General features: G+C 39.0%; 14 protein-coding genes and 1 tRNA gene. 2 read left to right on the top strand and 13 right to left on the bottom strand.

Annotated elements, in window-relative coordinates:
• Positions 1-72: 72 nt before the first annotated feature.
• The 9 genes from JOD28_RS01190 to glmS form a co-directional block, all read right to left on the bottom strand.
• On the bottom strand, positions 73-1,506 hold the full coding sequence (locus JOD28_RS01190; protein ID WP_204769093.1) for an RsmF rRNA methyltransferase first C-terminal domain-containing protein: 1,434 nt from the start codon (positions 1,504-1,506) through the stop codon (positions 73-75).
• Positions 1,506-2,417: a ribokinase gene (rbsK, locus tag JOD28_RS01185; RefSeq protein WP_204769092.1), complete on the bottom strand. Its 912-nt coding sequence runs from the start codon at positions 2,415-2,417 to the stop codon at positions 1,506-1,508. Before rbsK ends, JOD28_RS01190 begins: the two co-directional genes overlap by 1 nt.
• 245 nt (positions 2,418-2,662) lie before the next feature.
• The gene (locus JOD28_RS01180; protein ID WP_013102438.1) at positions 2,663-3,091 is read right to left on the bottom strand and encodes a phosphate-starvation-inducible protein PsiE; all 429 of its coding nucleotides are present in this window, start codon (positions 3,089-3,091) and stop codon (positions 2,663-2,665) included.
• A gap of 72 nt (positions 3,092-3,163) precedes the next feature.
• Positions 3,164-7,477 carry a PolC-type DNA polymerase III gene (locus JOD28_RS01175; protein WP_204769091.1) on the bottom strand — a complete coding sequence of 1,438 codons (4,314 nt, stop codon included), beginning with the start codon at positions 7,475-7,477 and terminating at the stop codon, positions 3,164-3,166.
• Positions 7,478-7,523: 46 nt separating this feature from the next.
• Positions 7,524-9,239 (bottom strand): proline--tRNA ligase, encoded by a 1,716-nt coding sequence (locus JOD28_RS01170; protein WP_204769090.1) that lies wholly within the window; start codon positions 9,237-9,239, stop codon positions 7,524-7,526.
• A gap of 74 nt (positions 9,240-9,313) precedes the next feature.
• Entirely contained in the window at positions 9,314-10,567 is a 1,254-nt protein-coding gene (gene rseP / locus JOD28_RS01165) for an RIP metalloprotease RseP (protein WP_204769089.1), read from the bottom strand.
• Positions 10,568-10,572: 5 nt separating this feature from the next.
• Positions 10,573-11,367 carry a phosphatidate cytidylyltransferase gene (locus tag JOD28_RS01160; protein WP_204769088.1) on the bottom strand — a complete coding sequence of 265 codons (795 nt, stop codon included), beginning with the start codon at positions 11,365-11,367 and terminating at the stop codon, positions 10,573-10,575.
• A gap of 3 nt (positions 11,368-11,370) precedes the next feature.
• Complete coding sequence (locus tag JOD28_RS01155; protein WP_373306168.1) at positions 11,371-12,168, bottom strand: isoprenyl transferase; 798 nt, start codon at positions 12,166-12,168, stop codon at positions 11,371-11,373.
• Positions 12,169-12,261: 93 nt separating this feature from the next.
• Positions 12,262-14,067 carry a glutamine--fructose-6-phosphate transaminase (isomerizing) gene (gene glmS, locus JOD28_RS01150; RefSeq protein ID WP_204769086.1) on the bottom strand — a complete coding sequence of 602 codons (1,806 nt, stop codon included), beginning with the start codon at positions 14,065-14,067 and terminating at the stop codon, positions 12,262-12,264.
• Positions 14,068-14,271: 204 nt separating this feature from the next.
• Between glmS and ade the strand changes: the two genes are divergently transcribed.
• Together ade and JOD28_RS01140 are read left to right on the top strand one after the other, a co-directional pair.
• On the top strand, positions 14,272-15,927 hold the full coding sequence (gene ade / locus JOD28_RS01145; protein ID WP_204769085.1) for an adenine deaminase: 1,656 nt from the start codon (positions 14,272-14,274) through the stop codon (positions 15,925-15,927).
• Between the two features lie 2 nt (positions 15,928-15,929).
• Complete coding sequence (locus JOD28_RS01140) at positions 15,930-16,427, top strand: hypothetical protein (protein ID WP_204769084.1); 498 nt, start codon at positions 15,930-15,932, stop codon at positions 16,425-16,427.
• Between the two features lie 64 nt (positions 16,428-16,491).
• On the opposite strand, the gene JOD28_RS01135 is transcribed toward JOD28_RS01140, so the two are convergent.
• The 4 genes from JOD28_RS01135 to JOD28_RS01120 form a co-directional block, all read right to left on the bottom strand.
• A complete protein-coding gene (locus JOD28_RS01135) occupies positions 16,492-18,900 on the bottom strand; it encodes an FtsK/SpoIIIE family DNA translocase (RefSeq protein WP_204769083.1) in 2,409 nt (802 codons plus the stop codon).
• Between the two features lie 134 nt (positions 18,901-19,034).
• A tRNA-Glu gene (locus tag JOD28_RS01130) sits at positions 19,035-19,106 on the bottom strand.
• Between the two features lie 69 nt (positions 19,107-19,175).
• Complete coding sequence (locus JOD28_RS01125) at positions 19,176-19,688, bottom strand: tRNA (cytidine(34)-2'-O)-methyltransferase (RefSeq protein WP_204769082.1); 513 nt, start codon at positions 19,686-19,688, stop codon at positions 19,176-19,178.
• Complete coding sequence (locus JOD28_RS01120; RefSeq protein WP_204769081.1) at positions 19,685-20,851, bottom strand: AI-2E family transporter; 1,167 nt, start codon at positions 20,849-20,851, stop codon at positions 19,685-19,687. Before JOD28_RS01120 ends, JOD28_RS01125 begins: the two co-directional genes overlap by 4 nt.
• Between the last annotated feature and the right edge of the window lie 20 nt (positions 20,852-20,871).

Here is a 20,871-nt window from a genome sequence, read left to right as displayed (position 1 = left end):
ATTATACGACTTCTACTCGGGAGAACAAGGTCAGAATATGACCTTGACAACGATCACGCCTTTTAAAAAATATTATGATAAACTGTCTGTTTGTTTTAACGCAAAACGCAAACCTTTTGGCAAGAAATTTTTGATTTGACCGTCGACATAACGTCCCCAACCAACACCATTACCATTAGCAGTCATTAACACCCACCCCTTTTTTAATGTGGCTTGCGTCCGAATAACATCGCCATGTACAAAATCCATCCATTGGGCCTGCGTCATATCAAAATGTTGCACAACAGCATCCGGATGTAAAGCTAAAGCTAACGCATGGGCAGGTTCAAAACGTTTTTTCTTGAAAATCCCCATCTCCAAACCTAATCGCAAAATTTTCATGCCAGAAATATCAGGTGTCTCTTTAGGTGCTAAATATAAACGTTCCCCAAATAATGTTAAAATACGTTGGTTTAAATCAAAGTCAACCAAGGTATCAGTTAAAAATGATGCTATGAGTTGTTGTTGCTGACGATCCATTGCTTTTTGTTTTAGAGGTTCAACTTCCGTCTCAATTTTCTGAATCTCTTTTGATTGGCTTAATTTAGCCACAAAATGGCCTTCTCCATTAAGCAAGTGCGGCCACAACCGCGCCGTCTTTTTAAGATCGGTTTTTTCTTTTGTTAAACTTTCTGTTGACAGGCCATCAGTATAGTGTTTATCTGCCCATTCTGGTCGGCCATCGCTCAAATGTATATGTGGTGGCTTTTCAATTGTATTGAGCGTCAATGTTGGGTATGTTGACATCAGCCATGCTATCATTTGCTCATCTTCTTCTGGAGCAAAAGTACAAGTTGAGTAAATAATTTGGCCACCTGGCCGCAACATTTTGACTGCTTCGTGCAAAATACGACGTTGTAAGTCTGCTAATTCTTGTGGGAAATCTTTATGCCATTGTTGTATCGCAGTTTCGTTTTTACGAAACATGCCTTCGCCAGAACAAGGTGCATCCAATAAAATTTTATCAAAATATTGGGGTAACCGAGCGCTTAATTCAGCCGGTGTATGTGATGTCACAATGGCATTTTGAATACCAAAACGTTCAACGTTTTCGCTCAATATCTTCGCACGATTCATAAAAATTTCGTTTGACCATAAGAGCCCTTTTTGTTGCATGAAGGATGCCAAGTGCGTTGTTTTCCCGCCAGGTGCAGCTGATAAATCTAGCACACGTTCTCCTGGTTGCGGATGCACAACTTCGCCAACAAATTGCGCAGAAGGCTCTTGAGAATAAACAGCCCCTGTGACATGTGCAACTGTATGCCCTGATACTTGCCCAAAATGACCCCATTGACCATATGGCACATGTCCTTGATCTGGCACATCAAGAGCTGATGTCTTAGCTTTTAAAGGGTTAATTCGATAGGCTTTTTGCACTGGTTTTGAAAAAGAGTTGAAAAAGCTATCCGCTTCTTCACCTAACAACTGTGTATATTTATTGATGAAATCTTCCGGTAAGTGAGCCATTAGAATGCAGCTACCTCATCACGCGTTGGAATAGACGGAATCGCACCTGCTCGAGTCACAGCAATAGCACTGGCAATACTAGCTTGCTTTACAGCTTCATCTAGATTACTAAAATCAGATTCAATAACACGTGCTAAAGTGCCAATAAAAGTATCCCCTGCACCTGTCGTATCTATTGCTTTAACTTTGTTAGGTTTTGCCCACCAACGTTTATTCCCATCCGCCACAAACGAACCTGCGTCACCCAATGTAATAATACAACGTGATACACCTTTTGCCAAAATAGCATTGCTGACACGATTCAAAACCGCGTCATCATTTTTTACAGTGATACCGGATAAGAGTTGTGCCTCAGTTTCATTTGGCACAATAATATCTGTCACTTGCATTAATTCCGGTGTTAATTGGTAAACAGCTGGTGCAGGGTTTAAAATTGTTTGCACATGATGAGCTTTGGCGATTTTAAAAGCTGCCATAATAACGTCTAATGGCACCTCGAATTGTGCAATTAGCGTGTCAGCGTTAGCGATTACTGATTCATCAATATCTGCTATCGTTAATGCCTGATTGGCGCCACCATGGATCAAAATTGTGTTAGCCCCGCTTTCTTGCAACATGATATAGGCTGATCCCGTAGGCACGTCACCGTTAGTAGCCACGGCATCAACATTGACACCATTTGTTAGCAAAGTGGCACGCATAAATTGGCCATTACTATCGTTTCCCACAGCACCAATAAATGAAACATTTGCCCCCTGACGCGCGGCAGCAACTGCTTGGTTGGCTCCTTTTCCGCCTGGTGCAGTCGTCACATCAGTTAATGCCATTGTCTCACCTACCAATGGCATGCGCGGCATTTTCATAATATTATCGGCATTTAAGCTACCAAGTACAACAATATTTTTTGTCATAATTTTAAAACCATACATTCACAATATTGAGGCTAATTACCTGATTAAAGTTAGCGCAAATAAGCAAATATATGTCCTCCATATCTTTTATTTTATACAATCATACCATGATTGTTCTCTTCAAAACAGCGCAAGCATAATGCCTATGCTATATTAATTTATAAATCGATGTGACCAAAAAAGAATTACCAATCAACCTACCGTTGATGTAATTCTTTGCAATATATTATTCGTTTTAACGATAATCACCGTGTTGCTTTTTCGATATTTTTTGTTTTTTCTCGAAAAAAACGATAAATTGTTAACGCAATAACCAATAAAAAAATTGAAATGGCTAACAACAAGGTTTTATAGGTCTGATCATGGTAAACCAAAATCGCACGGATTAATGCTGTCACGCCAATATACAAAAAGCTTTCCATACTAATATGGGCATCTTTAATAAAATACTCGCGTACCAGGCTCATAAACTCGAAAAACAAAAATACTGCTAGTGTCGCTTCTGTAATTTCATTAAAGTGTGCACGCAAATCGTCAATAGTTAACAATAAATAGGCTAAATTATAAATTTCTCGCAATAAGAAACCAAAAATAACAAAGCCGATACTGATCATAAAGACATTCAAGATGTATTCAAAATAATTTGCAACTTTTTGATGCCATTCATGCCTCATAAACTAACTCCTTGTTTTTGTGTCATGTTCATTCTAATTTTTAACTCAAGTTAAGGTGTATGGGTACGCCAATTAAAAATCAAATAAACTCAACTGATTTTCATCAGGCATACCATCCAACACAGAATTTCTTGATAGGTATTCAACCACTGTTTGTGATACTTTCCCTCGCTTTTTAAGATCTTCCTTACTCAAGAAAGGTTTATCTTGACGTGCAACGATAATTTGTTTCGCAACATTATCGCCTAAACTCGGAACAGCGGAGAATGGTGGAATCAGCGTTTCACCATCAATCACCCATTCACTAGCTTCTGATTTATATAGATCCACCATTGAAAATGTTATACCACGTTCTAATGCTTCATTGGCCATTTCCAACACTGTCAATAGATTTTTATCACCCACTGTGGCATCATTTCCAAGTGTTCGTATCTTTTTCATCGCTTCCTTTGTCGCATTTTTTCCACGACTCATGGCTACAATATCAAATTGATCAGCACGAACTGAAAAATAGGTCGCATAATAAATCGTTGGGAAATAAACCTTAAAATAAGCAATTCGCAACGCCATCAAAACGTACGCTGCCGCATGTGCACGGGGAAACATATATTTAATTTTTAACATCGATTGAATATACCATTCGGGTATTTTTGCTTCGCGTAATTGCGCTTGATAGGCGTCGGTAATGCCTTTACCTTTTCGTACTTTTTCCATCACATTAAAAGCATCAGCTGCTGGAAAGCCCCAGTTGATTAAATCTGTCATGATTTTATCACGTGTTCCAATAACAGTACCAATTGTCGCTGTCCCATTTTCAATTAATTCATTGGCATTTCCTAACCACACGTCAGTACCATGAGACAGCCCTGAAATTTGTAATAATTCGGAATACGTATGTGGTTGCGTTTCCTCTAGCATGCCACGCACAAAACTAGTTCCAAACTCCGGTAGCCCCAATGTCCCTGTTTTTGAGAAAATTTGTTCCTCTGTCACACCTAGTGCTTCTGGTGATGTAAACAAGCTCAGCACGCCTGGATCATTTGCTGGAATTGATTGCGGATCAATGCCAGACATATCTTTTAAAGTACGAACCATGGTTGGATCATCATGACCCAAAATATCCATTTTCAACAAATTATCATGAATTGCATGGTAATCCATGTGCGTTGTCTGCCAGAGTGATTTTTGATCATCTGCAGGATACTGTACTGGTGTAAAATCATATACTTCATATTCACGCGGCACAATTAATATTCCGCCTGGGTGCTGGCCTGTCGTACGTTTAACGCCTGTAACACCTTGTGCTAGTCGTTCCACTTCCGCGCCACGATATTGTTTTTCATGGTCTCGCTCGTACCCTTTAACATAACCAAAAGCTGTTTTTTCAGCGACTGTTGCAATTGTGCCTGCACGGTAAACATTATGTTCGCCAAATAATACTTTCATATAATTATGAGCAATCGGTTGATAATCGCCAGAAAAATTCAAATCAATATCTGGCACCTTATCTCCTTTGAATCCCATAAATGTTTCAAAAGGAATATTTTGGCCATCGCCAATTAACATCTCACTTGGATGATTAGGGTCTGCTTTATCAGGTAAATCGTAACCAGATTCATAAATTTTAGGGTCAGCTAATTCAAAATAATCACCATGAGCGCTACGATAATGAGGCGCAAACGGATTGACTTCGGTAATACCAGACATTGTTGCCACAAAAGAAGATCCCACGGAGCCACGTGACCCAACAAGATAACCGTCTTTATTTGACTTTTCAACTAAGCGTTGTGAAATCATATAATGCGGTGCAAAGCCATTACCAATTATGGCCTGTAGTTCTTGATCAATACGCGCTTGAATAACATCTGGTACAGGATCACCGTACCATTTTTTAGCAGTGGCCAGTGTTCGGCTAGTTAATTCTTCCCCTGCACTTGGAATATTTGGTGGATATGAACCGCTTTTTAACGGCGTAATTGATTCCAACATATCTGCAACAATGTGGGTATTATTAATGACAATTTTTTTAGCCAGTTCATCGCCCATAAATGCAAAATCGGTTAACAAGTCCTGCGTTGTGCGGAAATACAATTCAGGTAAAGCTGTCCTATTCTGCGGGTTTCCTGGTTGCGTTGCAATTAAAATATCGCGGTAAATTTTATCCTCTGGATTCGTGTATTTAACATCTCCAGTGACAACAACCGGTTTATCAAGCGCTTCGCCTATTGAAACCATATCTTGCAAAATATCATGTAATTTAGTTTCGTTTGCAACTAACTCGGATTCAATCATCGGCGCATAATTAGCCGTTGGTTGAATTTCAATATAATCGTAATATTTTGCTTTTTTAAGTGCTTCGTCGCGACCCTTTTCAATCAATGTCATGATTACTTCACCACTAGTATCGCCTGTACCAATAATTAAGCCTTCACGGTATTGATTCAAAATAGAACGTGGAATACGTGGTACACGGGCAAAAAAGTCAATATTTGATCGAGACACTAACTTATACAGATTTTTTAAACCAACCGCATTTTGAACAAGCAATGTGACATGTACTGGGCGGCCGTGCTTCCAAGCATCGCCATCTGTCATATAATCATTGAGCTGATTATGTCGGGTTAACTCGTATCGCGTATTGACCTCTTTAATCAAACGCCAAGCAATATGTCCCGTCGTTTCCGCATCAAAAATAGCGCGATGGGCCTGTTCAAGATTAATATTAAAACGCTTAGCCAGTGTTCCTAAACGATAAGACTTATAATCAGGGTATAACCAACGTGTGAAAGGTAATGTATCAATCACAGGATTTTTAATGGCTGTTTGATTGTATCTTGCGTATGCGGCGTTCATAAAGCCAATATCAAAAGTGACATTATGACCAATCAAAACTGCGTCACCAATCCACTTTCGAAACCGAGTAATAATGCTTTCTTCAGTATCGGAATGAGCAACCATCGTGTCTGTAATTGACGTTAATTTGGTTGTGAAATCAGACAATGGAAAACCTGGATTGATATATTCCGAGAATTTTTCGATAACATTGCCTAGTTGCATCTTAACCGCTGATAATTCAATTATTTTGTCTGTTACAGCCGACAATCCTGTTGTTTCCAAATCAAAAGCGACATAAATAGTTTCTTTATCTAACAATTCAACTGCTGTTAGGTTAAAACCAATTGGTTCACCATCTTCAACAAGGTTGGCTTCCATACCATAAATCATTTTTAAATCATTTTTGGCACCAGCCGCAACAGCTTCAGGAAAACCTTGGACATTGGCGGTGTCAACAACCGCAAGCGCCTCTTGCCCCCAACTTTTAGCTAATTGCGCAACAGCAGCATAATTTGTTACAGCATCCATTGTTGACATCGTTGAATGAACATGCAATTCGATACGTTTCACATCTTCAATATAAGTTTCCTGACGACTATCATGATCGATAACTTGTAAATCATAAATATTTAAAACCAACTCGCGCGCATAGGTATCCTCTTGTACATTACCAGACATACGCACCCACATACCTGTTTTTAAGCCATCAAATACCGCCTCGTCAGTTTCGTTATTTGAAAACTTTTTGGCAGCAATAGCACTCGAATAGTCAGTGATTTTGATGGTCATTAGCTTTCTGCCGGAACGTAATTCTCTGATTTCACTGGCAAAAATATAGCCTTCAACAACGACACGATGTTCCTCGCTATCAATAGCCTCTAAACGTGTAATTTCTGAATCAGCAGCAATTTTACGACCTAATGTTAGTGCAACGCCTTCTGATGATGACTTAGGCTTAGTCTGTTCGCTAGCTTTAATGGCTTTTTGTAAATCTTCTTGTGCTTTAGCATGGTGCTGCGCAACGCTATCCTCAATTTGTTGCGCCAATGCAGCATCGTGGTTAGGTGTGAGTTCCATCTGAGGAAAACCAAAACATTGATAAGCAGCAATAATTGATGCCAATGCTGGCTCATTTAAGGCTTGAAACAAAGATTCTGCACCAACTGCAATACCATAATGGTTGTCACTAATCGTTTTTAGTGCTGTGTTACTTGTCAGTTGTTGAACCGTTGCATGATTAAGTATCGAGTTTGTCAATGCTATATGCCAATACTGATTAACCAATGATTCATCAACAATTTTTACAGGGGTTGTTATGATGACTTTTGTCTGCGCAATGTTTGTAAAAGAAGTATGTAGATATTGGCTAAACTGCATAAATACGTTGGCCGGTAGTATCTGATCAAACGCAACTTCAAATGTCCATGTTTTAGCCACTGTTGACACGCTTACTTGGGTTAAGCGGCCCATGTTAAAAAAAGGTTGGATTTCTTCAGGTAGTTGAATCTGATTAACTAAATGATGCAATTGTTCTTGTTGGGTTAATGCCATAGTTTCCCCTATTTTACTGCTTAAAAAAGCCGAACTAATCGGCTTTTTATTTGTCTCCGTTTAATAATACTGATACAGAATCAACAACTTCGCTCACGCGCATTTCAATGTTTGTGTTACTTGCACGAACTTTAACTTCAACAATGTCTTCACCAGCTTTTTTACCAACAGTAATTCGAATGGGTAAGCCAATCAAATCAGCGTCAGCAAACTTAACACCCGCACGCTCTTTACGATCGTCAAGCAAGACCTCTAAACCTTGTGTCGTTAATAATGTTTCCAATTGGCTAGCTACACGTGATTGTTCTTCGTCTTTCATGTTAATTGGTACAATGTGCACATCAAATGGTGCAATACTTGCAGGCCATACGAGACCTGAATCGTCAGCTTTTTGTTCTGCAATAGCACTTAATAGTCTTGATACACCAATACCGTAAGAACCCATAATCATATCTGTTTGACGGCCATTTTCATCTAATACTTGCGCCCCCATGATTTTTGAGTAACGCGTACCAAGTTTGAAAATATGGCCAATCTCAATACCCTTAGTGAAAACTAAATGGCCCTTGCCATCAATCGACAAGTCACCTTCTCGTGCTGTACGGAAGTCGCCAATATTTTCTTCATCAAGTAAAACATCCCGTTGCCAATTGATGTTTAAGTAATGTTTACCGTCTTGATTAGCCCCAGCAGTAAAGTTAGCAAGATCAGCTGCCCGTTCATCAACTAGCAAAGTGACGTTATCGGGTAAATTAACTGGTCCAAGTGATCCAAACCCAGCGCCAATAACTTCTTGTACCGTTGATTCGGGTGCAATTTCTAGCGTCTCTGCATGTAAAAAGTTTTGCACTTTGACAGGGTTTACCTCAAAATCACCCGTTGTAACGACAGCTACTAACTGATCATCAGCAATAAACATGATTGTTTTAGCTAAATTAGCAGTAGGAATAGCCAATAATGCGGCTAAGTCTGCAATTGTCTTTTCATTTGGTGTGTCTATTGTCTTTAGTGTTTCCAGTTCAGCCGTTGATTTTTTTGAAACATAAAAATCCTTAGCCATTTCTAAATTAGCTGCGTAATCTGTCGTATCAGAGTATGCAATTGTATCTTCACCGGCGGCGGCTGGTGCTGAAAATTCTTTCGAGTCGGATCCACCCATAGCACCGGCATCACCTACAATCGCGCGATAAGATATACCAATACGATCAAAAATATTGATATAAGCATTTTCCATAGCATGAAATGTTTGATCAAGGCCTTCTTGATCAGCGCTAAACGAATAGGCGTCTTTCATAATAAATTCACGTGTACGCAATAAACCAAAGCGAGGACGATTTTCATCACGAAATTTTGGTTGAATTTGATAAACCGTTAAGGGTAATTTTTTATACGATTTGATTTCATCAGCCATTAACTGTGTATACGTTTCTTCATGGGTTGGACCTAAAATAAAGTCACGGTCTTGACGATTTTTAAACTTATATAAATCAGGCCCATATGTAGCGTACCGACCTGATTTTTGCCATAATTCGGCTGGTAAAATTTCTGGTACCAACATTTCGTTAGCATCAATATTGGCCATTTCTTCACGTATAATTTGTTCAATTTTATTCAGTACACGTTTAGCCAAAGGCAAATAAGAAAACATACCTGCTGCAACTGGACGAATAAATCCTGCTTTAAGCAACAATTGATGACTTTTTACTTCAGCATCAGCTGGTACTTCGCGCAACGTTGGCATTAATAATTTTGATTGTCTCATGAGTATCCTCAATTCTTTTTTTGAATTATGTACGGCGCAACGCGCCTAAATAAAAAACAGCTTTGCACTAACGATTATCGCAACAAATCATTAATTGTAACAGCAATCATCAAAACAAACATAAAGATTGCCCCACCAACCGTCACTGCATTTTCAAAAGATGCTGGTAATGGCTTTCGTAACACCGATTCAATGGCATTTAAAACTAGCTTACCACCATCAAGCGCCGGTATTGGGATTAAATTCATGATACCCAAGTTAATTGATAACATTGCCATAAAGCCTAAGATACTTAAGAAGCCAGTTTTAGCAGCCGTAGATGTGTACTTTGCAATTGAGACTGGGCCGCCAAGCTTATCTAAACTAAAGCCACCAGTGAAAAGGTGACTCAATGCATACCACACTCTTTCTATTGTTGTACTTGTTGTTAAGATGCCATACTTAATGCGCGAACCAAAATCAGTGTACGTCTTAGCTGTTATACCGATGAGGGTACTGTCTACCCCATCTATCTTAACTGTTTTTGGCGTCATATTGATGTTCATATTTTTACCGTCGCGTGACACAGAAAAGGCTAACGTTTTATTTTTAGAATTGCTAATCTGCGTGGCTGCTTGTTCCCAAGTTTTCGTTGGATGCCCATTGATAGCTGAAATTCGATCATTAGCTTGCAAACCAGCATTTTTGGCTGGCATATGATTTTGAACCGTACCAACAATTGGTTCGTTGAGTGTCACACTAGGCAACGCAAATGCTAGTCCCGAAAAGACAACTAAGGCTAGGATTAGATTCATTGCCGGACCGGCAATGTTAATCAAAGCACGCTTATAAACTTTTGCGCTTTGCACCCAAGAATCTCTGGGTGCAATTTGAATTTCGGTCCCATTAGGTTCAATAATTGTGGCATTATGATCTACTGATACCGTTTGTTTATTTTCATTGTCATTTAAGTAGCCCGTCAAGGTCAACGCATCACTCAAATCAAACGTATCTACTTGAAACAAAGCTCCCTCTCCCAGCTCATCAACGCGCGTATCCATTTTGATCACATTATTTTCTGTATTAAATATTAAACGCACACGTTGACCAGCATCCAAATCCGGTTCTTCATCCAAACCCGCCATTCGAACATAGCCACCAACTGGTAATATACGAATTGTGTATGCCGTATGATTATAGTTCCAACTGATTATTTTTGGCCCCATACCAATAGCAAACTCGCGTACTAATACACCTGATTTTTTTGCAACAAAAAAATGACCAAACTCGTGTACAGTGACTAATACACCGAAAACAAATATAAAAGCTATGATTGCGGTTAAATTCATTGATTTTATCCTAACATTTCTAGTAGGGCCATTAAAGGCATAACAATTAGCATCGAGTCAAAACGATCTAAAATACCACCATGGCCCGGCAAAATATTTCCAGAATCTTTAACACCATAATGTCGCTTAAAGCCTGACTCAATAAGATCCCCAAATTGCCCAGCAATTGACAATAGAATCGCAATGCCAAATAATTCAAACAGATTATAATCTGGTAACCATCCAAAAAGCGAAAATAATGCTGGGATCACAACAACCGCAACGAAACTACCACCAATAGATCCTTCCCAGGTTTTATTGGGGCTGATTTTTGGCGCTAACTTATGTTTACCAATGGCACGGCCGACAATATAAGCACCTGAGTCAGTCAGCCAAACAATCAACATACCAAACATCACTGTTGCTAAACCAACACCACGGGCTTGATAAAAATAATGAAACCCCGTACCAATATAGAGCATGGCTAGCATAAGTGCCCCTGCATCATCAAAATTAAAATGATTACGCACGATGACCGTATTGAGTAACATCAAAAAAGCTAGTATATAAAATACCACGTGCGCACTCTTTATAAAAGGTATACCATGCCAAAAGCTATTTGGCAATATAATTGCAATGACCCCAATAAAGCTGATAAATGCTTCAGTTGAAACAAAAAAACTATGTTTCATGCGTAAAATTTCACCAATAGCAACAACCCCCATCATTAGTGTAAGGATTAACAAAGGTAATTTACCGATAATTAATAATGGCACAAAAATAATTAAAGCCACAATAGCTGTTATAACGCGTACTTTCATGTCTTACGACTCACTTTCGTATTTATCATTTAACCCACCAAATCGACGATCGCGTAAGGTGAAGGCAGTAACAGCCTGCAATAAATCATCTGCCGTAAAATCAGGCCATAATACATTCGTAAAATAGAGCTCTGCATACGCTGCCTGATAAGGCATAAAATTACTCAAACGTAGTTCACCTGATGTACGAATCATTAAATCTGGTGCGGCCAGTTCACCCAAACTAGCCGTTTGCAGGGCTTGAGAAAACAAGTCACCATTAATATCATCAGGCGAAATCTTACCATCTGCAACCTGTTGTGCCAATTTTTTTGTTGCCTCGACAATCTCTATTTGTCCACCATAATTCAAGGCAAAATTTAAAATCATGCCAGAGCCTTGGGCTGTTTGCACTATGGCATTTTGAACCGCCTTGCGCGTACTCTGAGGTAAACCATCAATGTTTCCAATAATTTGAACCCGAATATTGTTTTTAATCAAATCAGGTACAAATTCAGAAAAGAAATCAACTGGTAATTGCATCAAAAAATTCACTTCATCATTTGGTCGTGACCAATTTTCAGTAGAAAAGGCGTATAGTGTTAATACTTTTACACCCAAATCGCTCGCAGCAGTCGCAATCTTCTTAACCGTATTCATGCCAGTTTTATGACCAGCAGCGCGTGGCATTAAGCGTCGTTTTGCCCAACGACCATTGCCGTCCATGATGATTGCAATATGATCTGGTATTTTAAGCTGCGCATTTGCAACACTAACATTTGGTTTTGGTTTAAAAAGTGCCAAGATGGCCCCCTCCTTCATGCGTCAAAGCGCATTGGTATCTAGTATATTTTACCAGATGTTAGGCCTAGGTACAAAAAAACGTGATAGAATTTCTCTAATCACGTTTAAAAATTATTGTACAGTGACTGACTTTGCCAAATTTCTTGGTCGATCAACATCAAGATGACGATCTAATGTTGCATAATAAGCAATTAATTGTGCAGGTATTACAGCTAACAATGGCATCAACAATTCATTAACATCCGGAAGTACATAAGCGTCCCCCGGTTTAGCTAGCGACTTACTAGCAATAACGATTGTGTTAGCACCGCGTGCTGCAACTTGTGCAACTTCACCACGAACTAATCCTGCCGTTTTTGACTGCGTGAGCAATGCAAGTACTGGTGTCCCATCTTCAATTAATGAAATCGTACCATGCTTTAATTCACCCGCTGCAAAACCTTCCGTTTGAACGTAAGAAATTTCTTTCAATTTAAGTGCTGCTTCAACAGCTACTGCTGCATCTAACCCACGACCGATGTAAAAAGCTGAACGACGATTTTGCAATGCTTGTTCCGCAATGTCTTTAAATGCTTCTTTTTGGTCAATTATCACTTGCATTTCCACAGCGACTTTTGCTAATTCATTTTTCAAATCAAGACCGCTTTGGCCTACTGCATGTGCCAAAATCGCCTCAACAATAATTTGTGCAGTATACGCTTTAGTCGAAGCAACGGCGATTTCTGGACCAGCCAACAATGGCAACGCAAAATCTGCTTCGCGTGTTAATGTTGAATTCATCACATTAGCAATAGTCAATGAAGGGTATCCTTGTTTAACAACATTGTCGAGCACTTCACGTGAGTCAGCTGTTTCACCAGATTGACTCAAGAAAATGAAGAACGGTTTCTGACTCAACAGCGGTTGATCATAGGCAAACTCTGATGAAATATGCACTTCTGTTGGTATCCCTGTCCACTGTTCAAAATAACGTTTGCCGACAAGTCCTGCATGGTATGATGTACCTGCGGCAACAATATACAAACGATCTGCCTTTTTAATAGCTTCAATAATCGATGCATCAATATTTTGAATCTTCGCCCCATCATCAAAATAATGTTGTGATAATGTGTGTGCGACAATAACTTGCTCATCAATTTCTTTTAACATGTAATAAGGATAAACACCCTTATCTGTTTCAGAAGCGTTAATATCTAAATGAAATGCGTCACGTGTCAACTTCTGCCCTTGAGCATCAAACAAACGTACTTGATCTTTATCAATGATTGCTACTTCACCATCCATCAATTCAATAAAGTCTTGTGTCACATCAAGCATTGCAGCAGCATCAGATGTCACAACATTGCCTTGGTCAGATACACCGATTAACAGTGGTGACTTTTTCTTTGCAGCATACATTAAGGTTGGTGTTTCGCGGTCCATTAACAAAAAACCATAAGCCGAATTATCATCAAGCAAAGAAATCATCTTTCGCAAGGCATCAAATGTAGACATTCCAGCTTCTTTTGAAAACTTATCAATCAATTGAACGGCAACTTCAGTATCTGTTTCAGATTTTAGGGTCACACCTTGTAAATAGGTATCACGTAAGTCATCATAGTTTTCAATAACGCCATTATGAACTAAATAAAAGCGACCATCTTCGGACATATGGGGATGTGCGTTTTCAACTGAAACGCCACCATGGGTTGCCCAGCGCGTATGAGCGATACCAGCTGTTCCAGTAATATTTTTACCTTTAGTAGCCGCTTCCAACATCGAAACACGCCCTTTTTCTTTGACTAAAAAATCTCCGGCATCACCACCGTTAACATAAACACCTGCTGAATCATAACCACGATACTCTAATTTTTCTAATCCTTTTAGTAAGCTAGGTAAAACTTGATTCAATCCTGTAGCGCCAACAATTCCACACATATATATCATCCTTTTTAAAATTGGTTATGTTTTTGAATTAATCTAACATCCACTATTTTAAAGCATATAGTGGCCCTTGTCAACAATATTAAATAATTGGTATAGTCGCAATTATAAGTTTTAAATAAGATATATTTGAAATTTGTTCATCGTTTATTTCATCAATTGTGGTAAACTATTAAAAAATTGAAAGTGAGCTTTATTGTGACACAAAACGTGACATGGCATATTATTAATGCCAAAATTTTAGATGTTTTTAACCTCCGTTTCGATGATACTGAACTATGGATTAACAAAAATCAAATTATTTACCGCGGCCAGAGATCAGATTTAAGTGCAACACACACTTATGATGCCCAAGGACAATATATTGTTCCTGGATTAATTGATGCTCATGTTCACATTGAAAGTTCTCTACTCGCACCCAGTGAATTTGGCAAACTTGTATTATCTCGTGGGATTACACGTATTTTTGCTGATCCACATGAAATTGCAAGTGTTTCTGGGGTTTCGGGTATTCAGTACATGCTAGAAGATGCACGTCAATCGCCTTTACACATTCATTATATGTTGCCGTCTTCCGTTCCAGCCACACCTTTTGAACATGCTGGCGCGACTTTACATGCGGATGCACTTAAACCTTTTTATAGCGTCCCAGAGGTTAACGGTTTAGCCGAAGTAATGGATTTTCCTGCGGTATTTAATGAAGATGCAGACATGCACCAAAAGATTATCGATGCCCAATCTGCTGGTAAACACGTTGATGGCCATGCTTCTGGCCTGTCTCGTCAACAGCTTGCCAGCTATCGTAAGTACGGTATTGATACTGACCATGAGAGTGAAAATGCCCAACAAGCACTAGAACGTTTAAATGCTGGCTTTTCCGTTTTTGTAAGAGAAGGCACTGTAGAACGTGACGAAGTTGCTATTTTACCGGCAATTCATACAGCCAATCAGTCTCATTTTTCATTTGCCACCGATGATAAAACAGCAAACGATATTCAAAATGAAGGTTCCATTGATTTTAGCGTCAAATTGGCAATTAGTCATGGTATGGAGCCAGCCATGGCGTTTACAATTGGTAGTTATAATGCAGCACAAGCTCAACATATACAAAATGTTGGCGCCTTGACAGATGGTTTTGTGGCAGACCTGGTGGTTATCGACCAACTCGCTGATTTCACTGTCAAAAAAACAATGGTTGCTGGTGATTGGTATACTGAACCCGAAACTACAGTAACACCTTTGGCCAATCAACAACTTAATTTCTCTCTCAATGCAGCAGACATTACTCTACCCATCGACGCAACCAAGCCTGCCCACGTGATTAATATCATGCCACATCACATTACAACACAGCATTTAGTTGAACATGTCCCTACAACTGATAATTTTTTTACGCCCGATGACACTTACGCTAAGATAATTGTTGCAGAACGTTACCATAACCTTGGTCACGGAATTGGTATTATCAAGGGATTCGGTCTTAAATCTGGCGCCATTGCTTCCACGATTGCTCACGATTCTCACAATGTGATTATTGCAGGCACCAATGATGCAGATATTATATTAGCAGCCGATACGTTACGTGAAATTGGCGGTGGTCAGGTTGTCGTGAATAACGGAAAAATCACAACGCTTCCCTTAGCTGTTGGTGGTCTAATGTCTGATCAATCATTTCAATATGTCATTAACGCTAATAAAACATTACAACACGCTTTTTCTAACATGAGTGATATCTCCTATGACCCTTTTCTAACACTCTCATTTATGGCGTTACCTGTTATTCCAAGTCTGAAAATTACTGATCAAGGGTTATTCGATTTCAATCGCTTTTCATTCATACAAATTCAGGATTAATTATGCAAACACTTAGTATACCCCCAGAAAAATTACTCACCGTTTTACTTGGCAAGCCAATCGATATTGCTGTTGATTATACCGGTCTGTTATTACTTGCAGCAGAAAAAAACACCAAAAATAACTTACCATCCGAAATGGCTGGTGGGATTGTTTACTATGATCATCAAAAAATCACCTTTGTTTCTCTTGTACACCCATTTACCATACCAACAAAATCAGGTATATTTACCACATTAGATACAAAGATTCATCGTGAACCTTACAATTGGTTTGGCCCGCAATCCTTAATTATTGAGAAAAAATTAGCAGATTTTTCTAAAAATTACGACGGTCCACTAACCGAGACAGGCGATATTCCTCGCGCTCTTATCCCAAATAACATTGCCGAACCAGTTATTTTATCTGATCGTTACTGGCTGGATTACACAACATTTGTTAACGATCCTGATGGCCTTTTCGCTAGTCAAATTAAACCATTATTTAGACAACAAAAATAAAAAGTCGGTCTTAAGAAACACATGTGTTTCTCAAGACCGACTTTTTTATATCAAATTTACACGATTAATCATGCTCGACACCTGAACTACCGTCACTAATATTCACACGGCGTGGACGTGAACCGTCTGCTGGACCAATGTAGCCACCAGCTTCTAAATCGTCAATCAAACGTGCAGCACGATTGTATCCAATACGAAAACGTCGTTGAAGCAAAGATGTTGACGCTTTTTGTTGCTCAATGATAAACTGAATAGCTTCTTGAAACAATTCATCCTCGCTGTCACCTTGATTAGCATTTTCACTAGTGTCTTGCGCGATTTCATCATCAGTCACAGTCATCGCCTCTGAATATTGCGCTTCTTGCTGCGCCTTGACAAATTCTACCACATTAGTAACATCAGTATTACTGATAAATGCGCCTTGTACACGTTGTGTCGGCTTCCCCGGTGGCGCGAAAATCATATCCCCTTTACCTAACAACTTTTCAGCACCATTACTATCCAAAATTGTCCGTGAGTCAATACCCGAAGCTGTTCTAAATGCTATACGTCCAGGAATATTACTTTTAATAGTACCATTAATGACCTTAACATCTGGCCTTTGTGTTGCTAAAATCATATGAATACCGGCTGCACGTGCTTTTGCTCCCAAACGTGCAATAGACACTTCAATCTCAGAACCCACCGTACTCATCAAATCGGCAAACTCATCAACGATGGCTACAATATAGGGCATTTTTTGCATAATCGAAGCGCCTGATGTTTTTGCCTCAGCATTTTGCTTATCAACTGCTAAATTATACTCACCAATGTTGCGTTTACCAAATTGTGCGAGTAATTTATAGCGATTTTCCATTTCATCAACTACTTTTTGCAATGATCGCGCTGCTTTACGTGGATCAGAAACAACAGGCGTCAAGAGGTGTGGTATGCCATTATAAACAGATAGCTCAACTACCTTTGGATCAACCATCATTAATTTAACTTCATTCGGTTTTGCTTTTAATATCAGTGAGATGATGATCGCATTTAACCCGACTGATTTACCTGATCCTGTTGAACCAGCGATCAGTAAGTGTGGCATATCGGCTAAGTTAGCCATAATAATGTTACCAGTGACATCACGGCCTAATGGCACGTTAAGCAAGTGTTTATCATCTTTTGGCGCTTGCTCTACCATGTCACGAAAACTAACAGTGGCTTGCGTATCATTTGGTACCTCGATGCCAACATATGGTTTACCGGGAATCGGCGCTTCGATACGAATTGATTTCGCTGCTAAAGCCAATGCCAAATCATCCGCTAAATTAGCAATGCGATTAACTTTTACACCTTGTCCTGGCTTCAATTCATATTGCGTGACAGTGGGACCAAGGGAAACACTTGTCACCTCTGCTTCAACACCAAAGCTTAATAGTGTATCATGAACCAAGCGCGATTTTTCAGTTAAGCTTTGAAATTCTTGTGTTTGATCAGTTGGCGCAACTTGTGTTAATAAATCAAATGTTGGCAACCGGTAATCTGGGTTATCATTTTCTGGTGTACTTGTCGCGAGTTCAATTGACTCGTCATCAGAAGTTGTTGATGAGTCGTTTTTTGCCACTGTGTCATCTATTCGCTTTTCAGGTATCTCAATAGTTGGCTTATTCTCTGACATGGGGCCTTGCCATTTAATTTCTGGTTCAACAAAGTCAGCTACTTTGGATGATCCTTTTTCATGATCTTGCCCATTTAATTCAGACGCCTCCCCATCACTTGTTTGATGAACACCAAGTGGATCATCCCCATAGTCAGTAATACTTTTTTTAGGACGATTATGCTTTTTGAACAGTGGTGGCCGAGATGGCATATTAGCACGTTGCTCCTGAACATAGGCCACACCTTCTTGTGCTTTTTCAATACCTCTTTGCGTTAAATCACGTGCGGGGATACGGAAGAAAATAATCATACCACCGAATAACAAAACAATGATCACAATCCATGTTCCGATATTTGACATTAAAGTAAATAATAAGTGATATGTCACTGCACCAATTACGCCGCCGCCCACAGGTGTATTGGCTGATTTATTAACGAAATCTTGCCCAATAATACGCATCACTTCCTGTGTGTACCCTTGACCATTTTTCAACGTATAAGTGAAAAATAATAGCGATGACATAATCAGTAACGATATAAACACCATTACTACGCCGATCCAAAAATGCGCAGCAATTTTTGGTAGCTTTTTAAATATAAAGTAATAAATGAGTCCTACCGTTAATGGTACTAAAAAGCCCAGATACAAGTTGCCGAAAAAAAAGCGAAAACCGTTTGCGACATAGACACCCAACAAACCTAGTCTAAATATACCTAACACACCAAAAAGTGCGCTCACCAAAACAGCAGCGTTTTTACTCACAATACTGCGCTTGCTTGCCCTGCTTCGCGTTCTTGTTGTCCGTCGTTTTTGTGGTGCTTTTCGAGTTGCCAATTATTTTCACCTTTAAGATTAATTAATACCTGATACTTCATTTTATCACGAAAGTCAGATAAACAGTTATCTCTTTCGATTTTACAAACTTCTTATATAATATAAAAAGTCGCAACCGAAGTTACGACTTTTTATAGCTCGTGAGAGAATCGAACTCTCGATTCCGCCGTGAAAGGGCAGCGTCTTAGCCACTTGACCAACGAGCCATGGTCAGTGTAATTTCATTACTGAAACAACTATACTATAGTACCAATAAATAAAATAACTGTCAAGGTTTATTTCAATTTATCTTGTTCATAAGTATGAATAGTATCTAGTTTTGGAAACGTTTGTTGTCTTAATGCTTCATACAAAACGATTGCTACCGTATTAGATAGATTTAATGATCGAATATGTGTATCATTTTGTGGAATACGAATTGCTTTTTCGGGGTTTTGTCGCATAAATACCTCTGGAAGCCCTGTCGTCTCTTTTCCAAACAAAAAATAATGATTTCCTTCAGGCTCATTATAATTAGGTTGTGTATAGTCCATGTTCGCAAATTTTGATACTAAGTAAAGATGATCCTTTTCATCTAGCGTGTCCAAAAAATCAGGTAAACTAGGATGTTTTACTAATTCAACATGCTCCCAATAATCTAATCCCGCACGTTTAACATGCTTATCATCAAGGTCAAAACCCAATGGTTCAATCAAGTGCAATACGGCATTAGTACCAGCTGTTGTACGTGCAATGTTACCAGTATTTGCTGGCATTAACGGTTCAAACAATACGATATGATTTGTCATTTTAACTTTTCTTCCACTTCTACATCATCTTTATAAAAATCAGAATTAGCCCGCCACCAAGTAAATAGTCGTGTCACAATAACTTTTACAACAGCATATGTTGGCACAGCTAGTATCACACCAAGCACGCCAAAAATATGGCCACTACTCAATAAAACAACAATAACGGTGACCGGGTGAATAGATAAGGCCTCACCCAATATTTTTGGTGCAATGACATGACCTTCTATAGGTTGTTCGATAGCTAGGACAATGATGGCTAATAACAATAGTTTTGGTCCACCAGCTATTAAAGCCACTGTCCAGACAGGTATTTGAGCTAAAATTGACCCTACATATGGTATCATGTTAAAAAAGCCAGCCATCAATGCAAGTAAAATACCATATGGCAAACCAATAACAGTAAACCCGATACCAAACATAATCATCACTGCAAAAGCAACGCCCAATTGACCACGGATGTATTGGGCAATTTGCTTACTAATATCACTCAATAATTCCTGCAGTGAATGTTTCGCTTTAGGCGGGAATTTTTCAGCTATAAACCCTGAGAACTTATGGCCATCCAATAACATATAATAAAGAATAAACGGTGTTGCTACAGCTGTGATTCCCACTGTTGTTAGCATAGAAGCAAACGTACTAATTCCTGCCACGCCACTGGTAAGGTACTTGCGACTCCAATCAATCATGTTCTGGTTAATATCAGTATTCGTGTTATTTAAAAACTCACGAACAGGTGCAAATTGACTTGACTTAAACGTTTCATTAATGAAGCGTTGACTCGTATGCCAATATCCAGGCCAATTATCTATAAATGTGATCACCTGACTACGCAGCACCAAGACAACCAAAGTGATAATGCCACCTGCTGCTGCAAAGAGTAATATCAAAATTAACCCAATCGATAAATTACGAGGTAATTTCGTATATTTACTAATAAATTTAACAGCTGGACTTAAAAGATAATACAACACACCAGCAATCAAAATGGGTGCGCCAACAGCTGTAAATAAGGCGCGAACGGGTTCTAAAATAAATCGTATTTGCCACCCAAGAAAAATAATGAGTAGCATTAGTAGAATGACAAGTAGACCGTTGAGCAAGTTGTTACCTGAAAACCAACGGCGGTACCATAATTGTTCTTCTTTGTTTTTTATCACAAGTTCCTCCAAGATATTAA

This window comes from Leuconostoc rapi (assembly GCF_016908715.1).
Lineage (GTDB): Bacteria > Bacillota > Bacilli > Lactobacillales > Lactobacillaceae > Leuconostoc > Leuconostoc rapi.
The sequence above is the reverse complement of the archived record's forward strand: the minus strand, read 5'-3'. Positions and strand labels throughout refer to the sequence as shown.

Excerpts from the sequence above, each read along its gene's own strand:
- JOD28_RS01180 (WP_013102438.1), bottom strand. The coding sequence starts at position 3,091 with ATGAGGCATGAATGGCATCAAAAAGTTGCAAATTATTTTGAATACATC.
- glmS (WP_204769086.1), bottom strand. The coding sequence starts at position 14,067 with ATGTGTGGAATTGTTGGCGCTACAGGATTGAATCAAGTTTTACCTAGC.
- JOD28_RS01170 (WP_204769090.1), bottom strand. The coding sequence starts at position 9,239 with ATGAGACAATCAAAATTATTAATGCCAACGTTGCGCGAAGTACCAGCT.
- rseP (WP_204769089.1), bottom strand. The coding sequence starts at position 10,567 with ATGAATTTAACCGCAATCATAGCTTTTATATTTGTTTTCGGTGTATTA.
- JOD28_RS01155 (WP_373306168.1), bottom strand. The coding sequence starts at position 12,168 with ATGAAGGAGGGGGCCATCTTGGCACTTTTTAAACCAAAACCAAATGTT.
- JOD28_RS01140 (WP_204769084.1), top strand. The coding sequence starts at position 15,930 with ATGCAAACACTTAGTATACCCCCAGAAAAATTACTCACCGTTTTACTT.
- JOD28_RS01125 (WP_204769082.1), bottom strand. The coding sequence starts at position 19,688 with ATGACAAATCATATCGTATTGTTTGAACCGTTAATGCCAGCAAATACT.
- JOD28_RS01175 (WP_204769091.1), bottom strand. The coding sequence starts at position 7,477 with ATGGCATTAACCCAACAAGAACAATTGCATCATTTAGTTAATCAGATT.
- rbsK (WP_204769092.1), bottom strand. The coding sequence starts at position 2,417 with ATGACAAAAAATATTGTTGTACTTGGTAGCTTAAATGCCGATAATATT.
- JOD28_RS01190 (WP_204769093.1), bottom strand. The coding sequence starts at position 1,506 with ATGGCTCACTTACCGGAAGATTTCATCAATAAATATACACAGTTGTTA.
- JOD28_RS01160 (WP_204769088.1), bottom strand. The coding sequence starts at position 11,367 with ATGAAAGTACGCGTTATAACAGCTATTGTGGCTTTAATTATTTTTGTG.